Origin of the sequence: Streptomyces sp. NPDC006516, from assembly GCF_040611875.1 — a bacterium.
In the GTDB taxonomy this organism is placed as follows: domain Bacteria; phylum Actinomycetota; class Actinomycetes; order Streptomycetales; family Streptomycetaceae; genus Streptomyces.
This window is the reverse complement of record NZ_JBEXPD010000012.1, coordinates 45255-64246: the sequence shown is the minus strand read 5'-3', so window position 1 is coordinate 64246 and position 18992 is coordinate 45255. Positions and strand designations below refer to the sequence as shown.

Below are 18992 nucleotides of genomic sequence, written 5' to 3'. Positions count from 1 at the left end.
CGGTGCTCAGTTCCACGTCAGACGTGCGGCGCGGGAATCGGCAGGCCGACGGTCTCCCGCTGCCAGAGGATGTCGCAGACCCGTTGGCAGCCACGCTGGAGATGCCTGCGGTAGGTGCTGTACGGCAGGCCCAGCCGCTCGGCGGCCACCGTCTGGCCCGGCACCCGGTGGAAGTAGGTGGTGGCCACCACCCGGTGGAGCTTGGCGTCCCGCGGATCTGCCCGCAGTGCGTCCACGGCGTCGGTGAGCAGATCCCGCAGCATCGCCCCGGCGTGCTCGGCGGCGTAACCGGGCTGGCCGGTGACCATCCGGGTGCCGCACAGCGGGCCGGACGCGAGCGCGTCCGGCCGGTGCCAGTCACGCAGCGCGTCGCGTACGGCGGCGTCGAAGTCGACGCGGGCCAGGGGGGCGGCAGGACCGCCGGTACCGGCGGGGTGAGTGGGCGTCTCGGTCAGGGCGCCCGGCTGGGTGCGGTCGAACCAGATCGACAGCGGGGTGACCCGCCAGTCGCAGGCGAAGAGGGTGTAGGTGTGTCCGTTGTGCCAGGGCAGAGCGGTGGCCTGCTCGTGCCCAAGGTGCTCCATCAGGGTCTCCCACTGCTCCGGGAACGGGCTGATGATGAACGACCAGGCGAGAGCCCCGGAGCGGATCCAGTCGGCGCAGATGCGCAGCTGCATCAGATGCAGCACCGGGGATATCTCGTAGTAGGCCGGCGGGTGGATGAGGAACCGGGCCAGCAGCAGGTGTTCGCCCGGCCGCAACGGGCCGGTGCGCAGGGTGTGTTCCCACGCCTGTGCCAGGACCGGGTCCGCGGCGAGTTCGTCGGGCCGGGGCTCGGACAGCCGCAGCCAGGTCATGAACGCCACGGGCTCGCCGGTCGCGGAATCGCGGTACATCCAGAACGCCTCCGGCTGTCGCTCCAGCCAGAAGCCGACGATCGCGGCGGACTCGGGCCCCTCGGCCTCGGCGATCAGCCGCCGTACGGCGTCGTGGTCAGCGGGGCGCAGGACGTCCTCGTGATAATCGCCCTCGCGGCGCATCTGGAAGTACTCGCCCATGGGCCCGTACCGCTTGAGGTAGCTGAGCTCGCGGATCGCCACCAGGGCCTCCGCCGGCGACGCGGTGCGCGCCTGGGCGAGCAGATGATGGCCGACCCGGCGGTGCATCTCCTCGTATCCCTGCGGATCGCGCCAGCGCAGGTCGGCGTCGACGGCGTCACTGACGAGATCGTGCAGGAACATACCCTGCCGGCCCCAGTCGGCGACCGGCAGACGGCGCAGCCAGGTGAACAGCTCGGCGCCCCGCTCGGCCCCGAGCACGACCCGCAGCAGTCCCTCGGTGGTCGTCATCGCATGCGCCGCGATCTCCAGGGCGAGCCGGTGCTCCGCGGAGGGCACCTCTCCGACCATCTGTGAGAGCAGCGCGGTCAGAACCTCCGGCGTCGGCGCCCAGCCCGTGTCCTCGCGGTGCGCCGTGACACCCGCGGCGAGGCTGAGGGCGAGCGGGTGCCCCCCGGCGAAGGCGAGTACCTGATCCCGCACGGCGGGTGCCACGTCCCGCAGTTCGAGCAGTCGCTCGGCGTCCGCCAGGGCCAGGTCGGACAGCAGGACCACGGCCAGCGCCTCGCTCCAGGCGAGGTCGGCGCTCCAGGCCGGGCTGGGGCCTTCCCGTCCGGCGATCACCACCAGGGCCCGGTCGGGCAGCGCGGGCAGGAAGCGATCGCGCAGCCAGCCCTCCAGCCCCTGGCAGTGTTCGAACGCGTCGACGAGGAGCACGGTGTCCGGGGCGGCGCCGACCGCAGCCGCCTCGGCCCGGAAGCCGCTGGGGGACGGATCGATCAGCCGTCCGTTCACCTCGACCACAGGGCGCCCGGCGTCCCGGCTCTCGTCCGCGAAACGACGCAGCAGGGTCGACTTGCCGACCCCGCCGGGGCCGTGCACATGCAGAACGGCCGGAGCGCCCGCGACTCCTGAGAGGGAATCGCGGAACATCGCGAGCTCCTCACGACGCCCCACGAAGGCCCGTTCCCGCGCCCACCTCAGCCGCTCCGCCAGACTGCCCGAATCGCTGCTCATGGGATGAGGTTAGGAGCTCGCGGTGAGCGGCGTGGGGGAGCGCCCAGGAGTGGGACGGCTCGTGCTGGACGATCAGGGGCCATGGCTTACTCACAGGTGCGTACCCGACCAATTAGTCCGTACTGGTCAACTCCGCCGACTGCGGTGAGGATCGATCCGAAGGACGAACACGAGGGAGAAGAGCCGGAAATGACAACCGACAACAGCGTCCACGTGAGTGTTCTCGGGCTGGGGGCGATGGGCAGCGCGCTCGCGGGCGCCCTGCTGAAGGCCGGTCACGCGACCACATGCTGGAACCGCACACCGGGGAAGGCGGACGGCCTCGTCGCGCAGGGCGCCCGGGCCGCCGACACGGCCCGCGACGCGGTCCGGGCCGGGCCGTTGGTGATCGTGTGCCTGCTGGACCACGCCTCGGTCCATGAGGTGCTCGATCCGCTCTCCGGCGAACTTGCCGGACGGACCCTGGTCAACGTGACGACGACATCGCCCTCCCAGTCGAGGGAGTTGGCCGAGTGGGCCGCCCGCGCGGGAGTCGCGTATCTGGACGGCGGCATCATGGCCGTACCGCAGATGATCGGCCGAGCCGGGGCGTCGGTCCTCTACAGCGGATCAGCCGACGTCTTCGAGCAGTACAGGCCGCTGCTCGACCTGTGGGGAGACAGCAGTTACTTCGGTGAGGACGCCGGGCTCGCGTCCCTGTACGACCTCGCTCTGCTCGCCGGCATGTACGTCATGTTCGCGGGATTCATGCACGGTGCCGCGATGGTCGCCCCGGCCGGAGTGACAGCGGGTGAGTTCGCCGCCAGGGCCGCTCCGTGGCTGACCGCCATGACCGGCGCCTTCGAAGAGTTCGCCGCGGTCATCGATGGTGGGGACTACACCGTGGAAGGTCAGCAGAGTCTTCACTTCTCCGACCTCGGTCACCTCTTGGCCGCCAGTTCCGGCCAGGGCATCAGCACCGAGGTGGTCAGCATGGTCCAGCGGCTCGTCCAGCGCCAGATCGATGCCGGGCACGGAGAGGAGGGCTTCGCCCGCATCATCGAGAGCATCAAGCAGCCGGGCTAGGAACCCGCGCGGACGGGGGTCGCGCCTTGCCCCCGGGCGACTGCGGGCGACGGTGCGGGGCCGTGGACCGAGTGGTGCCGCGGTGGCGCCGAGAGGCTTCGTCAGGTGCGGGCCGACAGGGCGGATGCCCCCGGACACCGGCCCTTGGCCACGGTCGTTAATTCAGCTGCGACAGCCGGAGGAGGCCTCCCATACTGAGCGGGTTCCATCTTCCGCGTCCCGAAGGGACACCTCCGCGTGCAGGCCGCTGTCACCGTCACCCCCGCCCGGATTCCCCATCTGCTGCTCGGACTCGCCACCGTGCGGCCCGTGTTCATCTGGGGAGCGCCCGGTATCGGCAAGTCCTCGCTCGTACGCGGCTTCGCCGAGTCGCTGGGCCTGGAGTGCGTCAGTCTCCTCGGGACGCAGCTGGCCCCGGAGGACCTGATCGGCGTACCCCAGATCCGTGACGGGCGCTCGGTGTTCTGCCCGCCGGAGAGCATCGCGCGCGACGAGCCGTACTGCCTCTTCCTCGACGAGCTGAACGCCGCCACCCCCGATGTCCAGAAGGCCTTCTACTCGCTGATCCTGGACCGGCGGATCGGCTCGTACGAGCTCCCCGCCGGCTCGATCGTCATCGGGGCCGGCAACCGCGCGACGGACAACGCGCTCGCGAGGCCCGTCGCCTCCGCCCTGGTCAACCGACTGACCCACGTCCACCTGCGGGCCTCCGCCGCGGACTGGCTGGTCTGGGCGGGGGAGAACGGCATCCACCCCTGGGTGACGGACTACGTCACCGACCGCCCCGACCACCTGTGGTCGCAGCCGCCCAAGACGGAGGAGCCGTTCTCCACGCCCCGTTCCTGGCACATGCTGTCCGACGCCCTGCACTCCTTCGGCCCGGACATCGACGAGGACACGCTCAAGGTCGTCGTGCACGGCACGCTGACGCCCGCGCACGCGGTCTCCTTCTGCGGCTACGCGAAGATCGTGCGCCACACCTTCGGCATCGAGGCGATCCTCAAGGGCGAGGCCTCCTGGCCCACCCGGCTCGAGGACCGCGATCTCCTGTACTACCTGGCCGAGGCGTTCCGCGGACGGCTGGTGAAGGAGCTCCCCCGGCAGAAGGAACACGTGTCCGAGTCGATGCGGCAGACCGCCTACCGGGCCAAGTCGCTGCTCGTGCGCCTCGCCGAGATCTCCGTCGAGGTCGCGCAGACCGTGATCGCGGACGACGCCGACGGGCGGCCCGTGCTGCCTGCCTGGTTCCTCGTCGAGGCGGCCCGAGACATGCCCCGGCTCGTCGAGGCCCGGCGGTGAGGACGACGGCGGGCAAGGGCGGGAAGGGCAAGGGCGACCAGCCCGATCCGGCCGCCGAGGCGTTCGCGGCGGGCCTCGTGCTCCTCAACCGGAACCCGGCCTTCGGCGCGCTGACGTTCTCCGTCTGCCGGAAGACCGGATGCTCCCTGACACCGCCCGGGGGACTGGCCGCGGTCACCTCCGGCGGCATCGTCCACGTGCACCCCACGAAGCGCGCGGAGCCCGCCGAATGGGCCTGGGTTCTTGCCCACTGCGTGCTGCATCTGGGCTTCGGCCACGTGCCCGCGTCCAAGGACGATCCGCGGGTGCAGCCCGACCGGTACGCGCTCGCGGCCCGCTGCACGGTCGTCAACCGCTTCCTGCTCACCTTCCCGATGGGCCGTCCTCCCGACCACCTGCCGACGGCATACCCGGCCGGTGACGAGGAGCAGCTCGCGGCCCGCTGGCGACGCGACGGCATCCCTGCCGCCTACGAGCAGTGCGGCACGGCGGGCGGGCATCCGGACCAGATCCTCACGATCTTCAACGCGTGGAACTCCGCCGTCCCCGACTGGGAGACCGCCTTCGCCCGCGCGCTCACCCGCAGTGTCTCCGCCGCCATGGACACGGCGGGAGGCCGCCGCGACCGGGAGACCGGTGAACTGGCTCCGCTGCAGCCCTGGGACCGCGCCCTGAACTGGTTCGTGTCCTCCTACCCCCTGCTGGGCGGACTCGCTGCGGGGCTCTCCGTCGTGGCCGACGAGGAACTGGCCCGTGCGCAGGGCATCGCGATCGCGGCGGTGAGCTCCGCCGCCGGGGAGATATACGTCAACCCGCTGCGCCCGCTCACCGACGAGCAGTGGCGCTTCGTCCTCGCGCACGAGATGCTGCACGCCGCCCTGCGGCACGGCGAACGCCGCGGTGGCCGCGACCCGTTCCTCTTCAACGTCGCCGCCGACTACGTCGTCAACGACTGGCTCGTCCAGATGCGCGTCGGCGACATGCCCGAAGGCGTGCTGTACGACCCGGAGCTGCGGGATCTGTCGGCGGAGGAGGTGTACGACCGGATCGCCGGTGACCTGCGCCGCCGGCGGAGGCTCGCGACCCTGCGGGGCAAGGGGGTCGGTGACATCCTCGGCGAGCCGGTGCCGCACGCCGGTGCCCGCCCGTACACGGACCTCGACGGCTTCTACCGGCGTGGCCTGCTCCAGGGTTTCGACCTCCACCAGTACGGCGAGCGAGGCCTGCTGCCCGCCGGGCTGATCCAGGAGATCCGGGCGCTCGCCCACCCGCCCGTGCCGTGGGACGCGCGACTCGCCCGCTGGTTCGACGAGTACGTGCCGCGGCCCGAAGCCGTCCGCTCCTACGCCCGCCCTGCCCGCCGGCAGGCGTCGACCCCTGACATCCCGCGGGCGGGCAGGTATTTCCCACCCGAGGAGACGGTCCGCTGCACGTTCGGAGTCGTACTCGACACCTCCGGCTCGATGAACAGCACCCTGCTCGGCAAGGCTCTTGGAGCGATCGCCTCGTACGCGGAGGCACGCGACGTACCGGCGGTGCGGGTGGTGTTCTGCGACGCCGCGCCCTACGACGCGGGGTACCTGCACCCGGCCGAGATCGCGGGCCGGGTACGGGTGCGTGGCCGCGGCGGCACCGAACTGCAGCCAGGAATCGACCTGTTGCGGAGGGCGGACGACTTCCCCGCGGCGGCCCCGGTGCTCGTCATCACCGACGGCCGGTGCGACACGCTGCGGATCCGGCGCGAGCACGCCTTCCTGATCCCGCAGGGCGCCGGCCTGCCGTTCACACCGCAGGGGCCGGTGTTCCGGCTGAGCTGATGCCCGGTGGGCGCCGGGGCGACGGTCCGCCGGTCACGGGCGCCGGGTGGGAAGGGCCCGGGAAGTTCGACATACGAGCACGGGGACGGCCCGCCCGAAGCGCGCGTCGGGGCGGGCCGACCCGGTCAGTGGGTCAGACCCGGCCCGCCGCGATGAGGAGGTACTGGAAGGACTCGTCACTGTAGGAGCTGATGAACGCGTCCTCGACCCCCGTGCCCAGCGACGACGTGGCCATGCGTGACTCCTTGGTGGATTGCGGCTGTCCCGAACCCTTCCGGGGCATGCACGACCAACCCGGAAGGCTTGAGGGTCGTCGCGCAGGCCCCTTCGAGCGGGCGCGTTACCTGGGCCAGTTGGCGATCTGCACGTTCTCCAGCACGCCGACCGCGTCCGGCACGAGGATGGCGGCGGAGTAGTACGTGCTGACGAGGTAGGACGTGATCGCCTTCTCGTCGAGGCCCATGAAACGGACGGACAGCCCCGGTTCGTACTCGTCCGGCAGCCCGGTCTGGCGCAGACCGATGACACCCTGGTTCTCCTCGCCCGTACGCATGGCGAGGATCGAGCTGGTCTTCTCCTTCGTGACAGGGATCTTGTTGCAGGGGAGGATCGGGACCCCGCGCCAGGCCGGGACCTGCTGGCCGCCCAGGTCGACATGGTCCGGGTAGACCCCGCGCGCGTTGAAGCCACGCCCGATCGCCGCGATCGTCCGGGGATGCGCGAGGAAGAACTTGGTGCCGCGGCGACGGCAGAGCAGTTCGTCCAGGTCGTCCGGGGTCGGCGGCCCGGAGTGCGTCTGGATGCGCTGCTTGAAGTCGGCGTTGTGGAGCAGACCGAACTCCCGGTTGTTGATCAGCTCGTGCTCCTGGCGCTCACGCAGCGCCTCGATCGTGAGCCTGAGCTGCTCCTTGGTCTGGTCCATCGGCCCGTTGTAGAGGTCGGCGACCCGCGTGTGCACCCGCAGAACGGTCTGGGCGACGGAGAGTTCGTACTCGCGCGGCTTCAGTTCGTAGTCGACGAAGGCGCCGGGCAGTTGGTGCTCGCCCAGGTGGCCGGCGGACATCGCGATCTCCGCCTCGCCGCGATGGTTCTGCCGCTGTTGGGAGAGCGAGGAGAACGCGTCGACGTGGGCCTGGAGGGTCGGAGCCGTGGAGAGCACGGCCGCGAAGTCGGGCCGTGACAGGGTGAGCAGTGTGCCCGAGGTCTCGGCGGTGGCGGTGTGGTCCCACCGAGCGTCCTCGTCCAGCAGGGCGTTCTCCCCGAACCGGTCCCCGTCGGCGATCACGTCCAGGTCGACCTCGTCACCGTAACTCCCCACGGAGGTACGGCTGATGCGTCCGTGGGCGATCAGGTGGAGCTTGTCCGCCGGCGCCCCACGCTCGACCAGTGTCTCCCCGGCGCGGAAGTCGCGTTGGACGCACCGGTCGGCGAGGGCGGACAGCACCTCCACGTCCTCGAAGCCGCGCAGCAGGGCCAGTTCACCGAGCTCACGGGGGATCACCCGGACGTGGGCGCCGTCCTGGACGAACTCGACGGTCCCGTCGCCCACGGTGTAGGTCAGGCGACGGTTCACCCGGTAGGCCCCGCCCTGGGTCTCCACCCAGGGGAGCATGCGCAGCAGCCAGCGAGAGGTGATCTCCTGCATCTGCGGGGCGGACTTGGCCGTGTGGGCGAGCTTGCGGGCAGCCGTCGTGCTCAGGCTGGATTGGCGGGGCGGCTCCGGTCGCACTTCCGGGGTCGAGCCAACAGTCATCGGGCACGCTCTCCTTGGTCAGGGCGGTGAGGCGCAAACATGGGCACCCTCGGGCAAAGGGAGGGATAGGGGGTATCTGGAGGGGAATCCGTCCAGATCCAGTTGAACACTAATGGCCCCTTCGGCCCCCGCACCAAGGAAAGTTGCCGACATTAACTCGATACGATGATCGCGTCCGCCTGATGTTTGTCCCGGTAGCGGCTGGAAAGCGGGTGGGCGAGCGCGCGCCTCTCACGACCCGGCCCGTCCTGAGCGCCCGCGAAGGGCCCCTGGAGCGCCCCCGAGCGCTCCAGTTCGCGATGGCCGCGAAGCGGCCTCACGCGGGAGCCCAGGTCAGTCCGTGAGGCCCAGTGCGCCCGCCGCCTGGATCGCCAGCCAGACCTCGGCCAGGGCGCTCGTCGACGTCAGGTCGCGGTCGGCGAGGGTGCCGAAGCGGCGCAGCCGGTAGGCGATGGTGTCCGGGTGGATGTGGAGCGCGGTCGCGGCTGTCTCCGTGCGGCGGTCGCGGCGCAGCACCTCACGCTCGTTGCGCACCATGGCCAGCCGCCAGCGCCGCCACGGTGGCGATGTGCTGTACGGCGGCGAGTCCGGCGGGCTGGGCGCCCTGGCGTTCGTACGCCACGAGGAATCCCGCCGGTCCGCCGGGCGCGGGCACCGGGAGCACGAAGCCGCCCGGCACCGTCGGTGGGGCGTCGACGGAAGCGGGCAGGACGCAGGGGCCGGGGGTGGGCACGCCCGGCAGCAGCGGGCGTCCCTGCGGTGAAGCTCGACTTCGGCTGTGTGTGGATCAACCCCCACATGGCCCCGGTCGCCGAGATGCCGCACGGGGGGTTCAAGAAGGCTTGCTACGGCAAGGACCTCTCCGCGTACGGCTTCGAGGACTACACCCGGATCAAGCACGTCATGACGTCGCTCTGACCGCAGGAACCCGACGGCTCCCGTCGCCCCGCCCGGCACGGACCAGGTGGGACGACGGGCAGAGCGCCCCGGCAATCGTGATCTGGGCCCGTCGGAAGGGCACGCGTGACGGTCTCCCGAGGCGTGACCCGGACCGTCCGCGCCGCGGCCCCGCGTGCTCCGCCTCCGGAGGCGTGACCCGGACGCCCGGCGCCGGGGCGTCGCCCGCTCAGGTGTCCCGGCCCGAGGCCGCGGCGGCCCGCCCGCCCGCGCCCAGGAGGCCGGTCGAGGTGAACTCCGAGCGCATCAGTTCCTGCCGGGCCACCCGTGCGACCAGGCCCGGCAGCAGAGCGCGTACGGCCTGTACCCCGCGCAGCCACCCGGGGACGTACACCGTGGGCGCGCGTCGCTCGACAGCGCCGACCAGCACATCGGCCACCTGCCCCACCGGGTACACCTTCCGTGCCGGCGGGGGCATGTGGGCCCGCAGCTCACGCAGCACGGCGTAGCGATCGGCGTCGCGGATCATGTCCGTGTCGATCCAGTTGAGGTACGCCGTTCCCACGCCCACCCCGCTGGGGGCCAGCTCGGCGCGCAGGGAGTGCGCGAAGAACTCCACCCCGGCCTTGGAGGCGCAGTACGCACTCATCATCGGCGCCGCACCGATCGACGCCAGGGACGCGATCTGCAGGTAGTAGCCGTGGGTGTCGAGCAGCTGGGGGAGGAACGTCCGCGCCGTCACGGCACTGCCGATCAGATTGACCTCGATCACGCGGCGCCAGATGGCCGGGTCGGAGTCGGCGAAGGGACCGCCGTCGGCCACCCCCGCGTTCGCCACCACGACCGAGGCGGGGCCGAGCCGGCGGCGTACCGCCGACGCGACGTCCCTCATCGCGGCGTCGTCCGTCACGTCCACGTGCCAGTGGTGGGCCTCTGTAGGAAGTCCGGCGGCCACCTCGGCGAGCACCTCCTCCTCCAGCCCGAGCAGTGCGACGCGGGCACCACGCTCGGCCAGTCGTCCGGCGACCGCTGCCCCCACCCCTCGGGCGGCGCCGGTCACCACAACGGTGCGGTCTCGCAGAACGTGCTTGTCAGCGCCCACCGGAACTCCCTGGGAAGTCGTCGGATCGGTCAGAGGCCGGAACGACCGGTACCCCGTGTGCCCGGCGCCCGTCGGCGCACATGTTTCCGGCCCGCCGGGCGCGGCGCCTGCGGGGCGGGGCGCTCGGGTGACCGGTGCCCGGTGCGTCCCGGCGGACCTCATGAGGTGCCGGAGGCGCTCGAACCACCGCGGCCCCGACGGTTCAGCAGCCGCTGGGCGCCGGTCAGCGCCGCGGTGGTTCCGCGGGTGGACCGAATCGCCGCACGGGCCGCGTTGGCACCGGGTGCACCGTGCACGCCACCGCCCGGATGCGCCGAGGCGGAGGCCAGGTACAGCCCTTTCACCGGCGTCTCCGGACGGCCCGTGCCGGGCACCGGCCGGAACACCAGCTGCTGGTGCAGCGAGGCCGTGCCCCCGTTGATCGCACCGTTACGAAGGTTGCCGTCCGCCGCCTCCAGCGCGGGCGGCGCCAGGATGCGCCGGGCGCGGACACGGCTGCGGAAGCCCGGTGCGTAACGCTCCACCTGCTCCTCCACCCGGTCCGCCATCGTCTCGCACTCCCCGGCGCCCCACCCGCCGGACAGACCGTCCGGACCGGCGTCGCCCTTCACCCGGTGCGGCACGTGCGTGTAGGCCCACGCCGACTCCGTGCCCAGCGGTGAGCGCGTCGGGTCCGAGGTGGTCATCTGCCCCACCAGGAGGAACGGCCGGTCGGGGATCAGTCCCCGGGCGATCTGAGCGGCGAAACGCGTCAGGTCGTCCACCCCGTCCGCGAGATGAACGGTGCCGGCGGAGACGGCCGCCCGCGCGTTCCACGGGACGGGCCCGTTCAGCGCCCAGTCGACCTTGAACGTGGCGAAGTCCCACTGGAAGCGTTGCATGTCGTCGATGAGCCCAGGCGGCAGATGTTCCGGGGCGACCAGCGACCCGTACAGGCAGGGGGCCGACACGTCGGCCAGCACCGCTCTGCGCGCGGGAACCGCGTCCCCGGGCGCCGTGCGGACCCCCACGGCACGGCCCCGCCGTACGACGACCTCGGTCACCGGCTGCCCGCACCGTACGGTTCCCCCGCGTCCCCGCAGCCGCCGCACGAGAGCCGCGGTGAGGGCACCTGCCCCGCCGACCGGAACGGGAAAGCCGTGAGCCTGGCCGAGCATGGACATCAGCCAGCCGTAGCCACCGCTGCCGGCGGCCTCGGGAGCCAGGTCGGCGTGCAGGGCGTTGCCGGCCAGCAGCAGCCGCCCTCCCTCCCCGGTGAACTCCTCCTCGCCGAGCCTGCGCACCGGGAGGATCAGACTGCGGGCGAGCCTCAGTCCGCCCGCCGCCCTCAGCCGCGCCGCCAGTCTGCCTCCCGCGAGGACCGGTGGAAAGGGCGAGAACAGGGCGCGGACGATGTCGTCCCCCAGCCGGTCCCAGATACGGCAGAGCTCCAGCCAGTTCTCCCCGTCGCCGGGCGCGAAGCCGTCGAGCCCTTCGGCGGTCACCCCCCGGGCACGGTCCAGCACGGCACAGCGGCCGTCGGGCAACGGGTGCGCGAGCACATGGGGGGCGTGGCTCCAGCGGAGCCCTTCCCGGTGCAGATCCAGCCCGGACAGCACCGGAGACGCCGCGGCCAGCGGGTAGAACGAGCTGAACAAGTCGTTGACGTACTCGGGATGGACCCCGCGGTCGCTGCGCACCGCGCCGCCCGGCTCGTCCTGGGCTTCCAGGACCTCCACGGTCCATCCGGCATCGGCGAGCACATTGGCCGCGACAAGGCCGTTGGGGCCGCTTCCGATCACCACGGCATCGGGCACGGCGCCTCCCCTCGGCCGGTGGGACGGCGCCCGCACGGCGGGACGAGGTGCTGACGGGCGGCCATGGGTTCTCCTCGCGTCGTCTGCCGGAGGTTCTTCCGTGTGCTGCGCTGCCGGACGTGCCGGCTTCCCCACCCGCAATTACAACCCGTATCGGGCGGTCGCGCCGCCCGGCACCGGCCGCGCGCGTGATCTGGCGTCGACGGCCGTCATGCCTCGCCCCTCAGCCCCCGCCCGTCACCCGTCACCCGTCAGCCGGCGTCCGCTCGACGGCGGCGGGGGAGACATATGCCGCGGCGAGCTCCTCGGGGGTGCGGGGGCCGGGCGCCGTGGCGTCCAGCAGCCCGTGGGAGCGCAGCAGCTGGGCGGTGGCGATGCCCCATGGCAGTCGCAGGCCCGCCTCCCGCAGGAGATCCACACGGCCCAGCACCCTGGGCGCGGGCCCGGAGTGGACACCGGCCGGGGTGAGGACCGCGCAGTCGTCGGCCCAGCGCAGTGCGAGATCGACGTCGTGGGTCGCCATCACCACGGTGGTGCCGCTCTCGCGGAGGGTACCGAGCGTGGCGAGCAGCCGTTCCTGGCCGTCGGGGTCGAGCCCGGCGGTCGGCTCGTCGAGGATCAGCACGCGCGGCCGCATCGCCACCGCCCCCGCGATGGCGGTCCTCTTGCGCTGTCCGTAGGAGAGCAGATGGGTGGGCCGGTCGGCCAGGGCGGTGATGTCGAGGGCGGCGAGCGCCTCGGCCACCCTGTCCCGCACCTGCCTGTCCGGCAGGCCCAGATTCAGCGGCCCGAACGACACGTCCTGGGACACGGACGCGGCGAACAACTGGTCGTCCGGGTCCTGCACCACCAGCTGCACCGTCGTACGCAGCCGGGTCAGCCCCCTGCGGTCGTACGTCACCGGATGGCCCTCGACCGTCAACCGGCCTTCGCACGGGCGCAGTCCGCCGCTGAGGAGCCGCATCAGGGTGGTCTTGCCGCTGCCGTTGCGGCCGAGAAGGGCGAGCGCACGGCCTTCGCGCGCCTCGAAGTCGAGACCGCTGAGCACGGGTGGTCCGTCCTCGTACGCGAAGGACGCACCCCGCAGGGCGAGCAGTGCCGAATCGCTCATGAGAGCGGCCTTTCCAGTGCGAAGGTCAGGACGGAGAGCGCCGCCAGGACGGCGACACTCACGGCCACGAAGCGGGGGGAGACGCGAGCCTCGGGCACCAGGACACGCAGGGTGCCGTCGTATCCGCGTCCGGCCAGCCCCGCCTGGAGCTTCGCCGCGCGGTCGAAGGCCCGGACGAACGCGGTCGCCCCGAGGCCTGCCAGGGACCGCCAGGCGGCGGCCCTGGTGGTGTGCCCGAGCCGCGCCGCCTGGGCCTCCCGTATCCGGCGCACCGCGTCGAGGAGCAGGAAACTCATGCGGTACGTCACCAGGGCGACGTCCACCACGGGCGCGGGCACCCCCACCCGGACCAAGCGGGGCAGCAGGTCGGACATCGGAGTGGTGAAGGCGAACAGCAGGACGCCGAGCGAGGCGGCCGAGGTCCGCAGCAGCAACTCCCCGGCGCGGGCCGGCCCTCCGGCGGCCGGGGAGACGAACCCCTCGGGGCCCCCGACCTGCACGAGGAGCGTGACAGCCCCGGTGACACAGAAGCCCAGGGGCACCCGGTACGCCCGCCACAGCCGGCGGGCGGGCACCCCTGCCGGGCCCAGGAGCGCGGTGAGCGCGGTGACGAGGACGAGCGCGGCGCCGGGCCAGGGCGGCAGCGAGACGGCCAGCACGGTGAGTCCGAGACCGAGCACGGCCTTGTCCAGGGGGTGGCGGCGGCGCCAGCGACTGCTGTGCGCCGCCGCGTCGATCGGCAGCACGTGTGCTCAGGCCCCCTGGGCCGTGGACTCTCCGGCACCGCTCGCGCCATGGGCCGCGTCGAGTTGAGCCCTGGCGTGCAGTTCGCCCTGCCGTCGGCCGCGCCGCAGACCGAAGTAGTAGGCGAGCACTCCGGCCCCCAGAGCGGCCTGGAGGGCGAACAGCGCGGACTCGATCTCACCGGACGGCGGTTCGTAGAGCGGGGAGAACCAGGGTTCGTAGCCGGGGTCGATCTCGGTGATCGCCGTCTCTGCCTGGGCGTCGGCGCCCGCGAACGGCTCCTTCTCGTCGTCGCCGAGGCCGAGGGCCAGAGGCAGGACCGCCAGCGCGGCCACGACGAGCAGCAGCAGCGCGTTGATCTTCGTGTTCCTGGTCATCACGCCACCGCCTCCGTCTCGGTCCTGCGGGCCTTGTCACCCTTGCCGGTGAGGAAGACGCCGAGCCTGGTCAGCTCGCCCTTGCTGGACTGCACCAGAAGACGCATCACCAGCACGGTGAGCAGCCCTTCGCTGACCGCGAGCGGCAGTTGGGTGACCGCGAAGATCGAACCGAACTTGCCGAGCGCGCCCAGGAATCCGCTGCCCGGGTCGGGGAAGGCGAGCGCCAGCTGCACGCTGGTGACGCAGTAGGTGGACAGATCCGCGACGAACGCGGCGAAGAACACCGCGACCATCAGCTGGACGCCGAACCGGCGCAGCAGCTTGTAGAGCGCGTATCCGGCCCAGGGGCCGACGATCGCCATCGAGAAGACGTTGGCGCCGAGCGTGGTCAGGCCGCCGTGGGCCAGCAACAGGGCCTGGAACAGCAGGGTGATGGTGCCGAGCACCGCCATGATCGGTGGGCGGAACAGGATGGCACCCAGCCCCGTGCCGGTGGGATGCGAGCAACTGCCCGTCACCGAGGGCAGTTTCAGGGCGGACAGGACGAACGTGAAGGCACCGGCGGCGCCGAGGAGCAGCGTGCTCTCGGGGTGTTCCCGGACTTCACGCGTGAGTGAACGGACTCCGTGGACGACGAACGGCGCGGACGCGACACCCCAGGCGATCGCGTGCGCAGGGGGGAGGAAACCCTCGGCTATGTGCATGGCTCAGCAGACCCTCTCCAGCACCTCGTGGATGGTTGAAATGCCTTGGCCGGTCTCCTGGCTTACGGGTGACACCGCCCGTGCTCCGCCTTCCCGGGTCCGAGGACCCAGTGGCTGCCCGTGAGGGCTGGAGCCGGACTTCCCGATCACAGTGGCGAGGGCCGCACCGGCATCACACCGATTTCCCGTTCACCAAGGCGTGGTGACACTAGTGCCAGGCCGTGGACGGTGACAAGCGGGCCCCCGCCCGTACCTGCGAACGGGTGGCAGTTGCGAACCGCCTCGGTCAGGGCCGCGGGCAGGAGGGTGGGCGCCGCTGTGCGGCTTCGGCGGGCACCCCGCGCGGGGTGGTCCTCCCGCGCGATCCGCGTGCGGATCGTCACGCACTGTGATGCGTACCACCCGTACGGGTCGGTGCAGGGTGTTTGCCGCCCCGCCGATGGGTAAGGGGCAGGTTGGCCGCCGGAGCCGACAATCCGGCGCATAGAACGCAAAGCAACAGATGAGGAGGGATCGATGTCCTCGAAGCGACGTCGTAAGAAGAAGGCCCGCCGCAAGAACGGCGCGAACCACGGCAGCCGTCCGCAGACCTGAGGACGCGCCGACGCGTCGGGGGGTGGCGTGCGCCGCCCCCCGGACGCGTTCCTGCGGAGGGGGTGCCTCTCGGGGCGCTGTAGGGGAGGTGTGCCGGCGATGACGCGACGAATCCCTGCGAGGAAGTGCTCGCGGTCCCGCGAAGGCGCCCGGCGGTGCGGACCTGTCACGAGATGACGTCCGGCCAGTGGCTGCCGGCCTGTCTCGCGGGTAACGACGTGACGTCGTGTTCCCGGAGGGCGCTGTCGGCGGCCATTCAGACCTGGCCCTGCGAGTACGCCCGGAAGCAGGCGGCGTCAGGTCGGAGTACAAGCCGAACCGGTCGAGCCAGGCGGACGAGTTCGCGTCGATCTCACGCCGGTTCGGGTGCATGCCCGGGGGAAGTGGAACCCACAGCGGAGGAATTCTGGGCGCGGGAGCCGGGGAGGTCATGTACTTCCGTTCCCCACGGACGTCTCACCGTCGCTGGGGCCGGGAAGCCGGCAGGCCGTACGAGTCGCGGCTACAGCCGAATCGAGCCTGCTTGCCCCGATGGCTGGGGGCATCGGTTCGCGTGGACGGCTGGACGATCGGTGCGGTTGCACTCGTGGAGGGTGTGACCACCACTGGACGGGCCCGGTCCGGAGCTGATCGTCCTCGCGTGCGGATGGCCTGAAGTCACCGCCACGCGCGGGCGGCCTCCGGTCCGCCTGCGGACGATCAGGCCAGCAGCTGATTGCGGTGGGAGGCGCGACGTGCGGCCGCCAGCAAGGCGTGGATCTGGGGCCCTGCCTGGTCGATGCGGGACACGGCCTTCGCGAACGGCAGGCGCGCATCGCGGTGGGTGCCGGGGTACTCCAAACGCAGCGTCACCCCGTAACGGTCCATGGCGAGCGGCAGGACGCGCACGACGCCCTTCGCCGGCTGTGGCTGCACGAGGCGGAGAAGCAGCGGGACGAGTTCGCCGTGCTCGTCCACGAGATGGGTCAGCATCCCCGCCTCGCTGGTGGCGATCGGGTCCGGCTCGGTCTCCTGCAACGCGTCCAGCGTGACGAAGGTCCGTCCCGTGTGGTCGTCGAGAACGGCCTGGCCGAACTCCATGCAGGTGCTCTCCGCCGTCTCCGTGCTGTACGGCGCCGAGAGCAGCCCGGTCACGGTGACACGGGCGCGCATACGGTCCCGCACGGGCGTGGGCGCGATGTCGGTGAACTCCAGCCGGACCGGGATGCGGGGGCCGGCGTGAGCAGGGCCGGACTCCTGGGGTTCGTGCAGGTGGATGTGGCCCATCGCGCCGGTGCCGTCGAGGCGGTGGATCTCGACTGGGTCGAGCCCGTCACTGACGACCGTCATTGAGTGGGCCGCCATCAGGACGGACAGCACTCGTTCGGCCGGGGTCGGCTGCGTGGCGCGGGAGTTGAAAGGACGCATCCAAGTTCTCCAGGGGAGCGGGGTGGGGAGACCTCATGGCGATTACTTAGGTATGCCTAACCTAACTTATCTCTCCGGGTCGAGGGTAGCGCGGGGCCGGTTCCGTGAGTAATTTCGAGGGCGGCGCGGCCCGGGGCGGCCGGGCTCATGGACGGCGGGCGGCGTCAGGCCCGCCGCCTGCCCACAGGAAAGGGGGACCGGCACCGTGGCGAACCGCTGGGCCGGTGTGACGGTCGACTGCATCGACGTGGAACGCGTGTCGCGCTTCTGGAGCGCGCTGCTGGACCGGCCGAAGGGCCCGTCCATGCCGGGCTGGGTCTATCTCGGTGAGCTCGGCGACCCGCAGCCACGCCTGGTCTTCCAGCCCGTGACCGAACCGAAGCAGGGAAAGGTGCGGCTGCACCTGGACGTCGTGGTCGACGACGCCGAGCAGGGAACGGCTCAAGTGATCGCCCTCGGCGGCCGGTTCACCGGCGAACGCCATGAGTACGACGAGGGAGTGGTGCTGGTGATGGCCGACCCCGAGGAGAACGAATTCTGCATCACCCACTTCTACTGATCCGCGACGCCGACTGCCCCCCAAGGGCGCGGGCGTTCGCGGGAGTGTCAGAGGCTGCTGCCAGGATGATCCTCGTCGCCGACACGAGGAGCATCAGGACATGGTTGAGCAGGCAGCCCGTCGTATGGCCGAGGAGATCGCGGCGCATGCGCCGGACGGCTGGACCAGGGCACTGCTCTCGGGCCACGCGGGCGGTGGCGGCAGCGGAATGACCGGCGGCTACACGGTCCCCGGAAGGCGCTACTCACCAGGGCTTCCCCCTCTGCACCCCGTGCTGACGCGACTTGCGGAAGCCGTACGCGGCGAGCGCGGCTGGGATCAAATCAGATGGGAGATGGACTGCCGGAACACCGGCGCCTACACCCTCGTCACCTTCACGGAGCGGGTCGGCCGCGTCTTCGAGGCCGCCGGCGGTTACCAGATCGAACTGGACCCCGGCTACCGGCTGCCCCAGGCCGGCGCGAACCAGGAGGCGGGTACGGCGACCCCGGCCGGCGACCCGGACCTGGCTGTCGCGACGCTCCGTGCGTACCTGGAGCGGCGCGCCACCGTCCTCGGGCACCAGGAGGAACTGCCGCCTCCCGTCACCGTCGCCCAACTCGACGACGCCGAGCACCGTATCGGCCGTCCGCTCCCCGCCGACCTGCGGGCGCTGTATCTGACGGCGGACGGGGACGGCATCGAACACCGGCACTGCGGGCTGATCGAGAACAACTCCTGGCTGTCGCTGGAGAGCCTGGTGGCCGAGTACACCGAAGAACAGGAGTGGCAGAACCGCCCCTGGTACGGCTGGGACCACGAATGGGACGCGGTGGTCTTCGACGCCACCCCTCCCGACACCGTCCGCCGCTGCGGAGGCCACCCCGGCTGGATCCGCTTCGCCACCTCCGAGGACGGCAACTACCTCGCCGTCGACATGGATCCCGCCCGGGACGGGCGCCCCGGCCAGGTCATCGCCACCGGCCGCGATTACGACGAAGGCCCCGCTCATGTCGCTGACTCACTCACCTCCCTGCTCCAGAAACAGCTGGAACTGCTGGAGCAGGGCAGCTACGAGACGTACGACGACCACATCTCCCTGGTCAGGGACGGCGAGGACTCAGGCGGCCGGCAGATCGTCGGCCGGATACCTGACGAGGTTCCGCCGAGCCTTCAGGCCATCCACATCAACGACGCCACCGGACCGGTCGACCTGGCCCCGCTCACCGCCGCACCCCGCCTGCGCCGGCTGCACCTCAACCGCTCCGTGACGGCCGACCTGACGCCCGTGCGGGACCTGCCGGTCGAGTCACTGCGCGTAACTCTCCATGGAGGCGACCTCACCCCGCTCACGGGCCACCCCCACCTCTCCTCCCTCGACCTGCGCACCACCGCCCCGGCCGACCTCACGCCGCTGCTCACCGTCCCCCATCTGCGCGGTCTCGACCTCGCGGGATGCGAGGCCGCCGACCTGACCGTCCTCGCGGACCTCCCGGACCTGCGCTACCTCGCGCTCGACCGGCAGCAGTGGGCCGCGCTGCTCGACCACGGCAAGGTCCCGCCCGCGCCGGCCGCGGCCCGTCTGGCCGGCGCGGACGTCACCTACGAGGACGCCCTCGCCCTGGCCGCCCGTCTCGGCCTGCCCACCGACGGAGCGCTCCGTGCGGCGGGGAGGCTCTGAGGGGAGCGGCGCTGCCTGAACCGCGACTG

The 18992-nt window shown here is 71.7% G+C and carries 16 protein-coding genes, 2 pseudogenes and 1 riboswitch; of the genes and pseudogenes, 7 read left to right on the top strand and 11 right to left on the bottom strand.

What is annotated here, in order from left to right:
* Positions 1-17: 17 nt before the first annotated feature.
* Positions 18-2075, bottom strand: coding sequence for an ATP-binding protein (locus ABZY45_RS27140; RefSeq protein ID WP_356743882.1), 2058 nt, complete (start codon positions 2073-2075; stop codon positions 18-20).
* Between the two features lie 189 nt (positions 2076-2264).
* Here ABZY45_RS27140 and ABZY45_RS27135 point away from each other — a divergent pair, with 189 nt between their 5' ends.
* The 3 genes from ABZY45_RS27135 to ABZY45_RS27125 all read left to right on the top strand — a co-directional run bounded on the left by ABZY45_RS27135 (position 2265) and on the right by ABZY45_RS27125 (position 6256).
* Positions 2265-3140, top strand: a complete 876-nt coding sequence (locus tag ABZY45_RS27135) for an NAD(P)-binding domain-containing protein (RefSeq protein ID WP_356743880.1) — start codon at positions 2265-2267, stop codon at positions 3138-3140.
* Between the two features lie 237 nt (positions 3141-3377).
* A complete protein-coding gene (locus tag ABZY45_RS27130) occupies positions 3378-4439 on the top strand; it encodes a MoxR family ATPase (protein WP_356743878.1) in 1062 nt (353 codons plus the stop codon).
* A complete protein-coding gene (locus ABZY45_RS27125) occupies positions 4436-6256 on the top strand; it encodes a VWA-like domain-containing protein (RefSeq protein WP_356743876.1) in 1821 nt (606 codons plus the stop codon). Before ABZY45_RS27130 ends, ABZY45_RS27125 begins: the two co-directional genes overlap by 4 nt.
* 133 nt (positions 6257-6389) lie before the next feature.
* Here the strand turns inward: ABZY45_RS27125 and ABZY45_RS27120 are convergent.
* From ABZY45_RS27120 to ABZY45_RS27110, 3 genes and pseudogenes are all read right to left on the bottom strand, one after another.
* Positions 6390-6488, bottom strand: a pseudogene (locus ABZY45_RS27120) (SAM-dependent methyltransferase); the annotation flags it as partial.
* Between the two features lie 108 nt (positions 6489-6596).
* Positions 6597-8009: a family 2B encapsulin nanocompartment shell protein gene (locus ABZY45_RS27115; protein WP_356743874.1), complete on the bottom strand. Its 1413-nt coding sequence runs from the start codon at positions 8007-8009 to the stop codon at positions 6597-6599.
* Positions 8010-8342: 333 nt separating this feature from the next.
* Positions 8343-8546 carry a helix-turn-helix domain-containing protein gene (locus ABZY45_RS27110; RefSeq protein WP_356743872.1) on the bottom strand — a complete coding sequence of 68 codons (204 nt, stop codon included), beginning with the start codon at positions 8544-8546 and terminating at the stop codon, positions 8343-8345.
* Here ABZY45_RS27110 and ABZY45_RS27105 point away from each other — a divergent pair.
* Positions 8545-8772: a hypothetical protein gene (locus ABZY45_RS27105; RefSeq protein WP_356743870.1), complete on the top strand. Its 228-nt coding sequence runs from the start codon at positions 8545-8547 to the stop codon at positions 8770-8772. The two genes, ABZY45_RS27110 and ABZY45_RS27105, sit on opposite strands and share 2 nt — an antisense overlap.
* Positions 8772-8927 (top strand): annotated as a pseudogene (locus ABZY45_RS27100) (aldehyde dehydrogenase family protein); the annotation flags it as partial. The gene ABZY45_RS27105 and the pseudogene ABZY45_RS27100, both read left to right, overlap by 1 nt.
* A gap of 208 nt (positions 8928-9135) precedes the next feature.
* Here the strand turns inward: ABZY45_RS27100 and ABZY45_RS27095 are convergent.
* From ABZY45_RS27095 to ABZY45_RS27065, 7 genes are all read right to left on the bottom strand, one after another.
* On the bottom strand, positions 9136-10008 hold the full coding sequence (locus tag ABZY45_RS27095; RefSeq protein WP_356743869.1) for an SDR family oxidoreductase: 873 nt from the start codon (positions 10006-10008) through the stop codon (positions 9136-9138).
* A gap of 158 nt (positions 10009-10166) precedes the next feature.
* Positions 10167-11804 carry an NAD(P)/FAD-dependent oxidoreductase gene (locus tag ABZY45_RS27090; protein ID WP_356743868.1) on the bottom strand — a complete coding sequence of 546 codons (1638 nt, stop codon included), beginning with the start codon at positions 11802-11804 and terminating at the stop codon, positions 10167-10169.
* A 244-nt stretch (positions 11805-12048) separates the two neighbouring features.
* The gene (locus ABZY45_RS27085; RefSeq protein WP_356743866.1) at positions 12049-12915 is read right to left on the bottom strand and encodes an ATP-binding cassette domain-containing protein; all 867 of its coding nucleotides are present in this window, start codon (positions 12913-12915) and stop codon (positions 12049-12051) included.
* Positions 12912-13661, bottom strand: a complete 750-nt coding sequence (gene cbiQ, locus ABZY45_RS27080) for a cobalt ECF transporter T component CbiQ (RefSeq protein WP_356743864.1) — start codon at positions 13659-13661, stop codon at positions 12912-12914. Before cbiQ ends, ABZY45_RS27085 begins: the two co-directional genes overlap by 4 nt.
* Positions 13662-13667: 6 nt before the next feature.
* Positions 13668-14036, bottom strand: a complete 369-nt coding sequence (locus tag ABZY45_RS27075) for an energy-coupling factor ABC transporter substrate-binding protein (RefSeq protein ID WP_356743863.1) — start codon at positions 14034-14036, stop codon at positions 13668-13670.
* Positions 14036-14743 (bottom strand): energy-coupling factor ABC transporter permease, encoded by a 708-nt coding sequence (locus ABZY45_RS27070; RefSeq protein WP_356743862.1) that lies wholly within the window; start codon positions 14741-14743, stop codon positions 14036-14038. Before ABZY45_RS27070 ends, ABZY45_RS27075 begins: the two co-directional genes overlap by 1 nt.
* Before the next feature lie 29 nt (positions 14744-14772).
* Positions 14773-14977, bottom strand: a riboswitch (cobalamin riboswitch).
* A 1059-nt stretch (positions 14978-16036) separates the two neighbouring features.
* Positions 16037-16744, bottom strand: a complete 708-nt coding sequence (locus ABZY45_RS27065) for a DUF2470 domain-containing protein (RefSeq protein WP_356743860.1) — start codon at positions 16742-16744, stop codon at positions 16037-16039.
* A 205-nt stretch (positions 16745-16949) separates the two neighbouring features.
* Here ABZY45_RS27065 and ABZY45_RS27060 point away from each other — a divergent pair, with 205 nt between their 5' ends.
* Both ABZY45_RS27060 and ABZY45_RS27055 read left to right on the top strand, forming a co-directional pair.
* Positions 16950-17303, top strand: a complete 354-nt coding sequence (locus ABZY45_RS27060; protein ID WP_356743859.1) for a VOC family protein — start codon at positions 16950-16952, stop codon at positions 17301-17303.
* Between the two features lie 100 nt (positions 17304-17403).
* A complete protein-coding gene (locus ABZY45_RS27055) occupies positions 17404-18963 on the top strand; it encodes an SMI1/KNR4 family protein (RefSeq protein ID WP_356743858.1) in 1560 nt (519 codons plus the stop codon).
* Positions 18964-18992: the final 29 nt, after the last annotated feature.

What these genes read in the sequence shown, in the direction of transcription:
- ABZY45_RS27135 (WP_356743880.1), top strand. Translation starts at nt 2,265, where the DNA reads ATGACAACCGACAACAGCGTCCACGTGAGTGTTCTCGGGCTGGGGGCG.
- ABZY45_RS27055 (WP_356743858.1), top strand. Translation starts at nt 17,404, where the DNA reads ATGGTTGAGCAGGCAGCCCGTCGTATGGCCGAGGAGATCGCGGCGCAT.
- ABZY45_RS27070 (WP_356743862.1), bottom strand. Translation starts at nt 14,743, where the DNA reads ATGCACATAGCCGAGGGTTTCCTCCCCCCTGCGCACGCGATCGCCTGG.
- ABZY45_RS27075 (WP_356743863.1), bottom strand. Translation starts at nt 14,036, where the DNA reads ATGACCAGGAACACGAAGATCAACGCGCTGCTGCTGCTCGTCGTGGCC.
- ABZY45_RS27105 (WP_356743870.1), top strand. Translation starts at nt 8,545, where the DNA reads ATGGCCAGCCGCCAGCGCCGCCACGGTGGCGATGTGCTGTACGGCGGC.
- ABZY45_RS27065 (WP_356743860.1), bottom strand. Translation starts at nt 16,744, where the DNA reads ATGCGTCCTTTCAACTCCCGCGCCACGCAGCCGACCCCGGCCGAACGA.
- ABZY45_RS27140 (WP_356743882.1), bottom strand. Translation starts at nt 2,075, where the DNA reads ATGAGCAGCGATTCGGGCAGTCTGGCGGAGCGGCTGAGGTGGGCGCGG.
- ABZY45_RS27115 (WP_356743874.1), bottom strand. Translation starts at nt 8,009, where the DNA reads ATGACTGTTGGCTCGACCCCGGAAGTGCGACCGGAGCCGCCCCGCCAA.
- ABZY45_RS27085 (WP_356743866.1), bottom strand. Translation starts at nt 12,915, where the DNA reads ATGAGCGATTCGGCACTGCTCGCCCTGCGGGGTGCGTCCTTCGCGTAC.
- ABZY45_RS27110 (WP_356743872.1), bottom strand. Translation starts at nt 8,546, where the DNA reads ATGGTGCGCAACGAGCGTGAGGTGCTGCGCCGCGACCGCCGCACGGAG.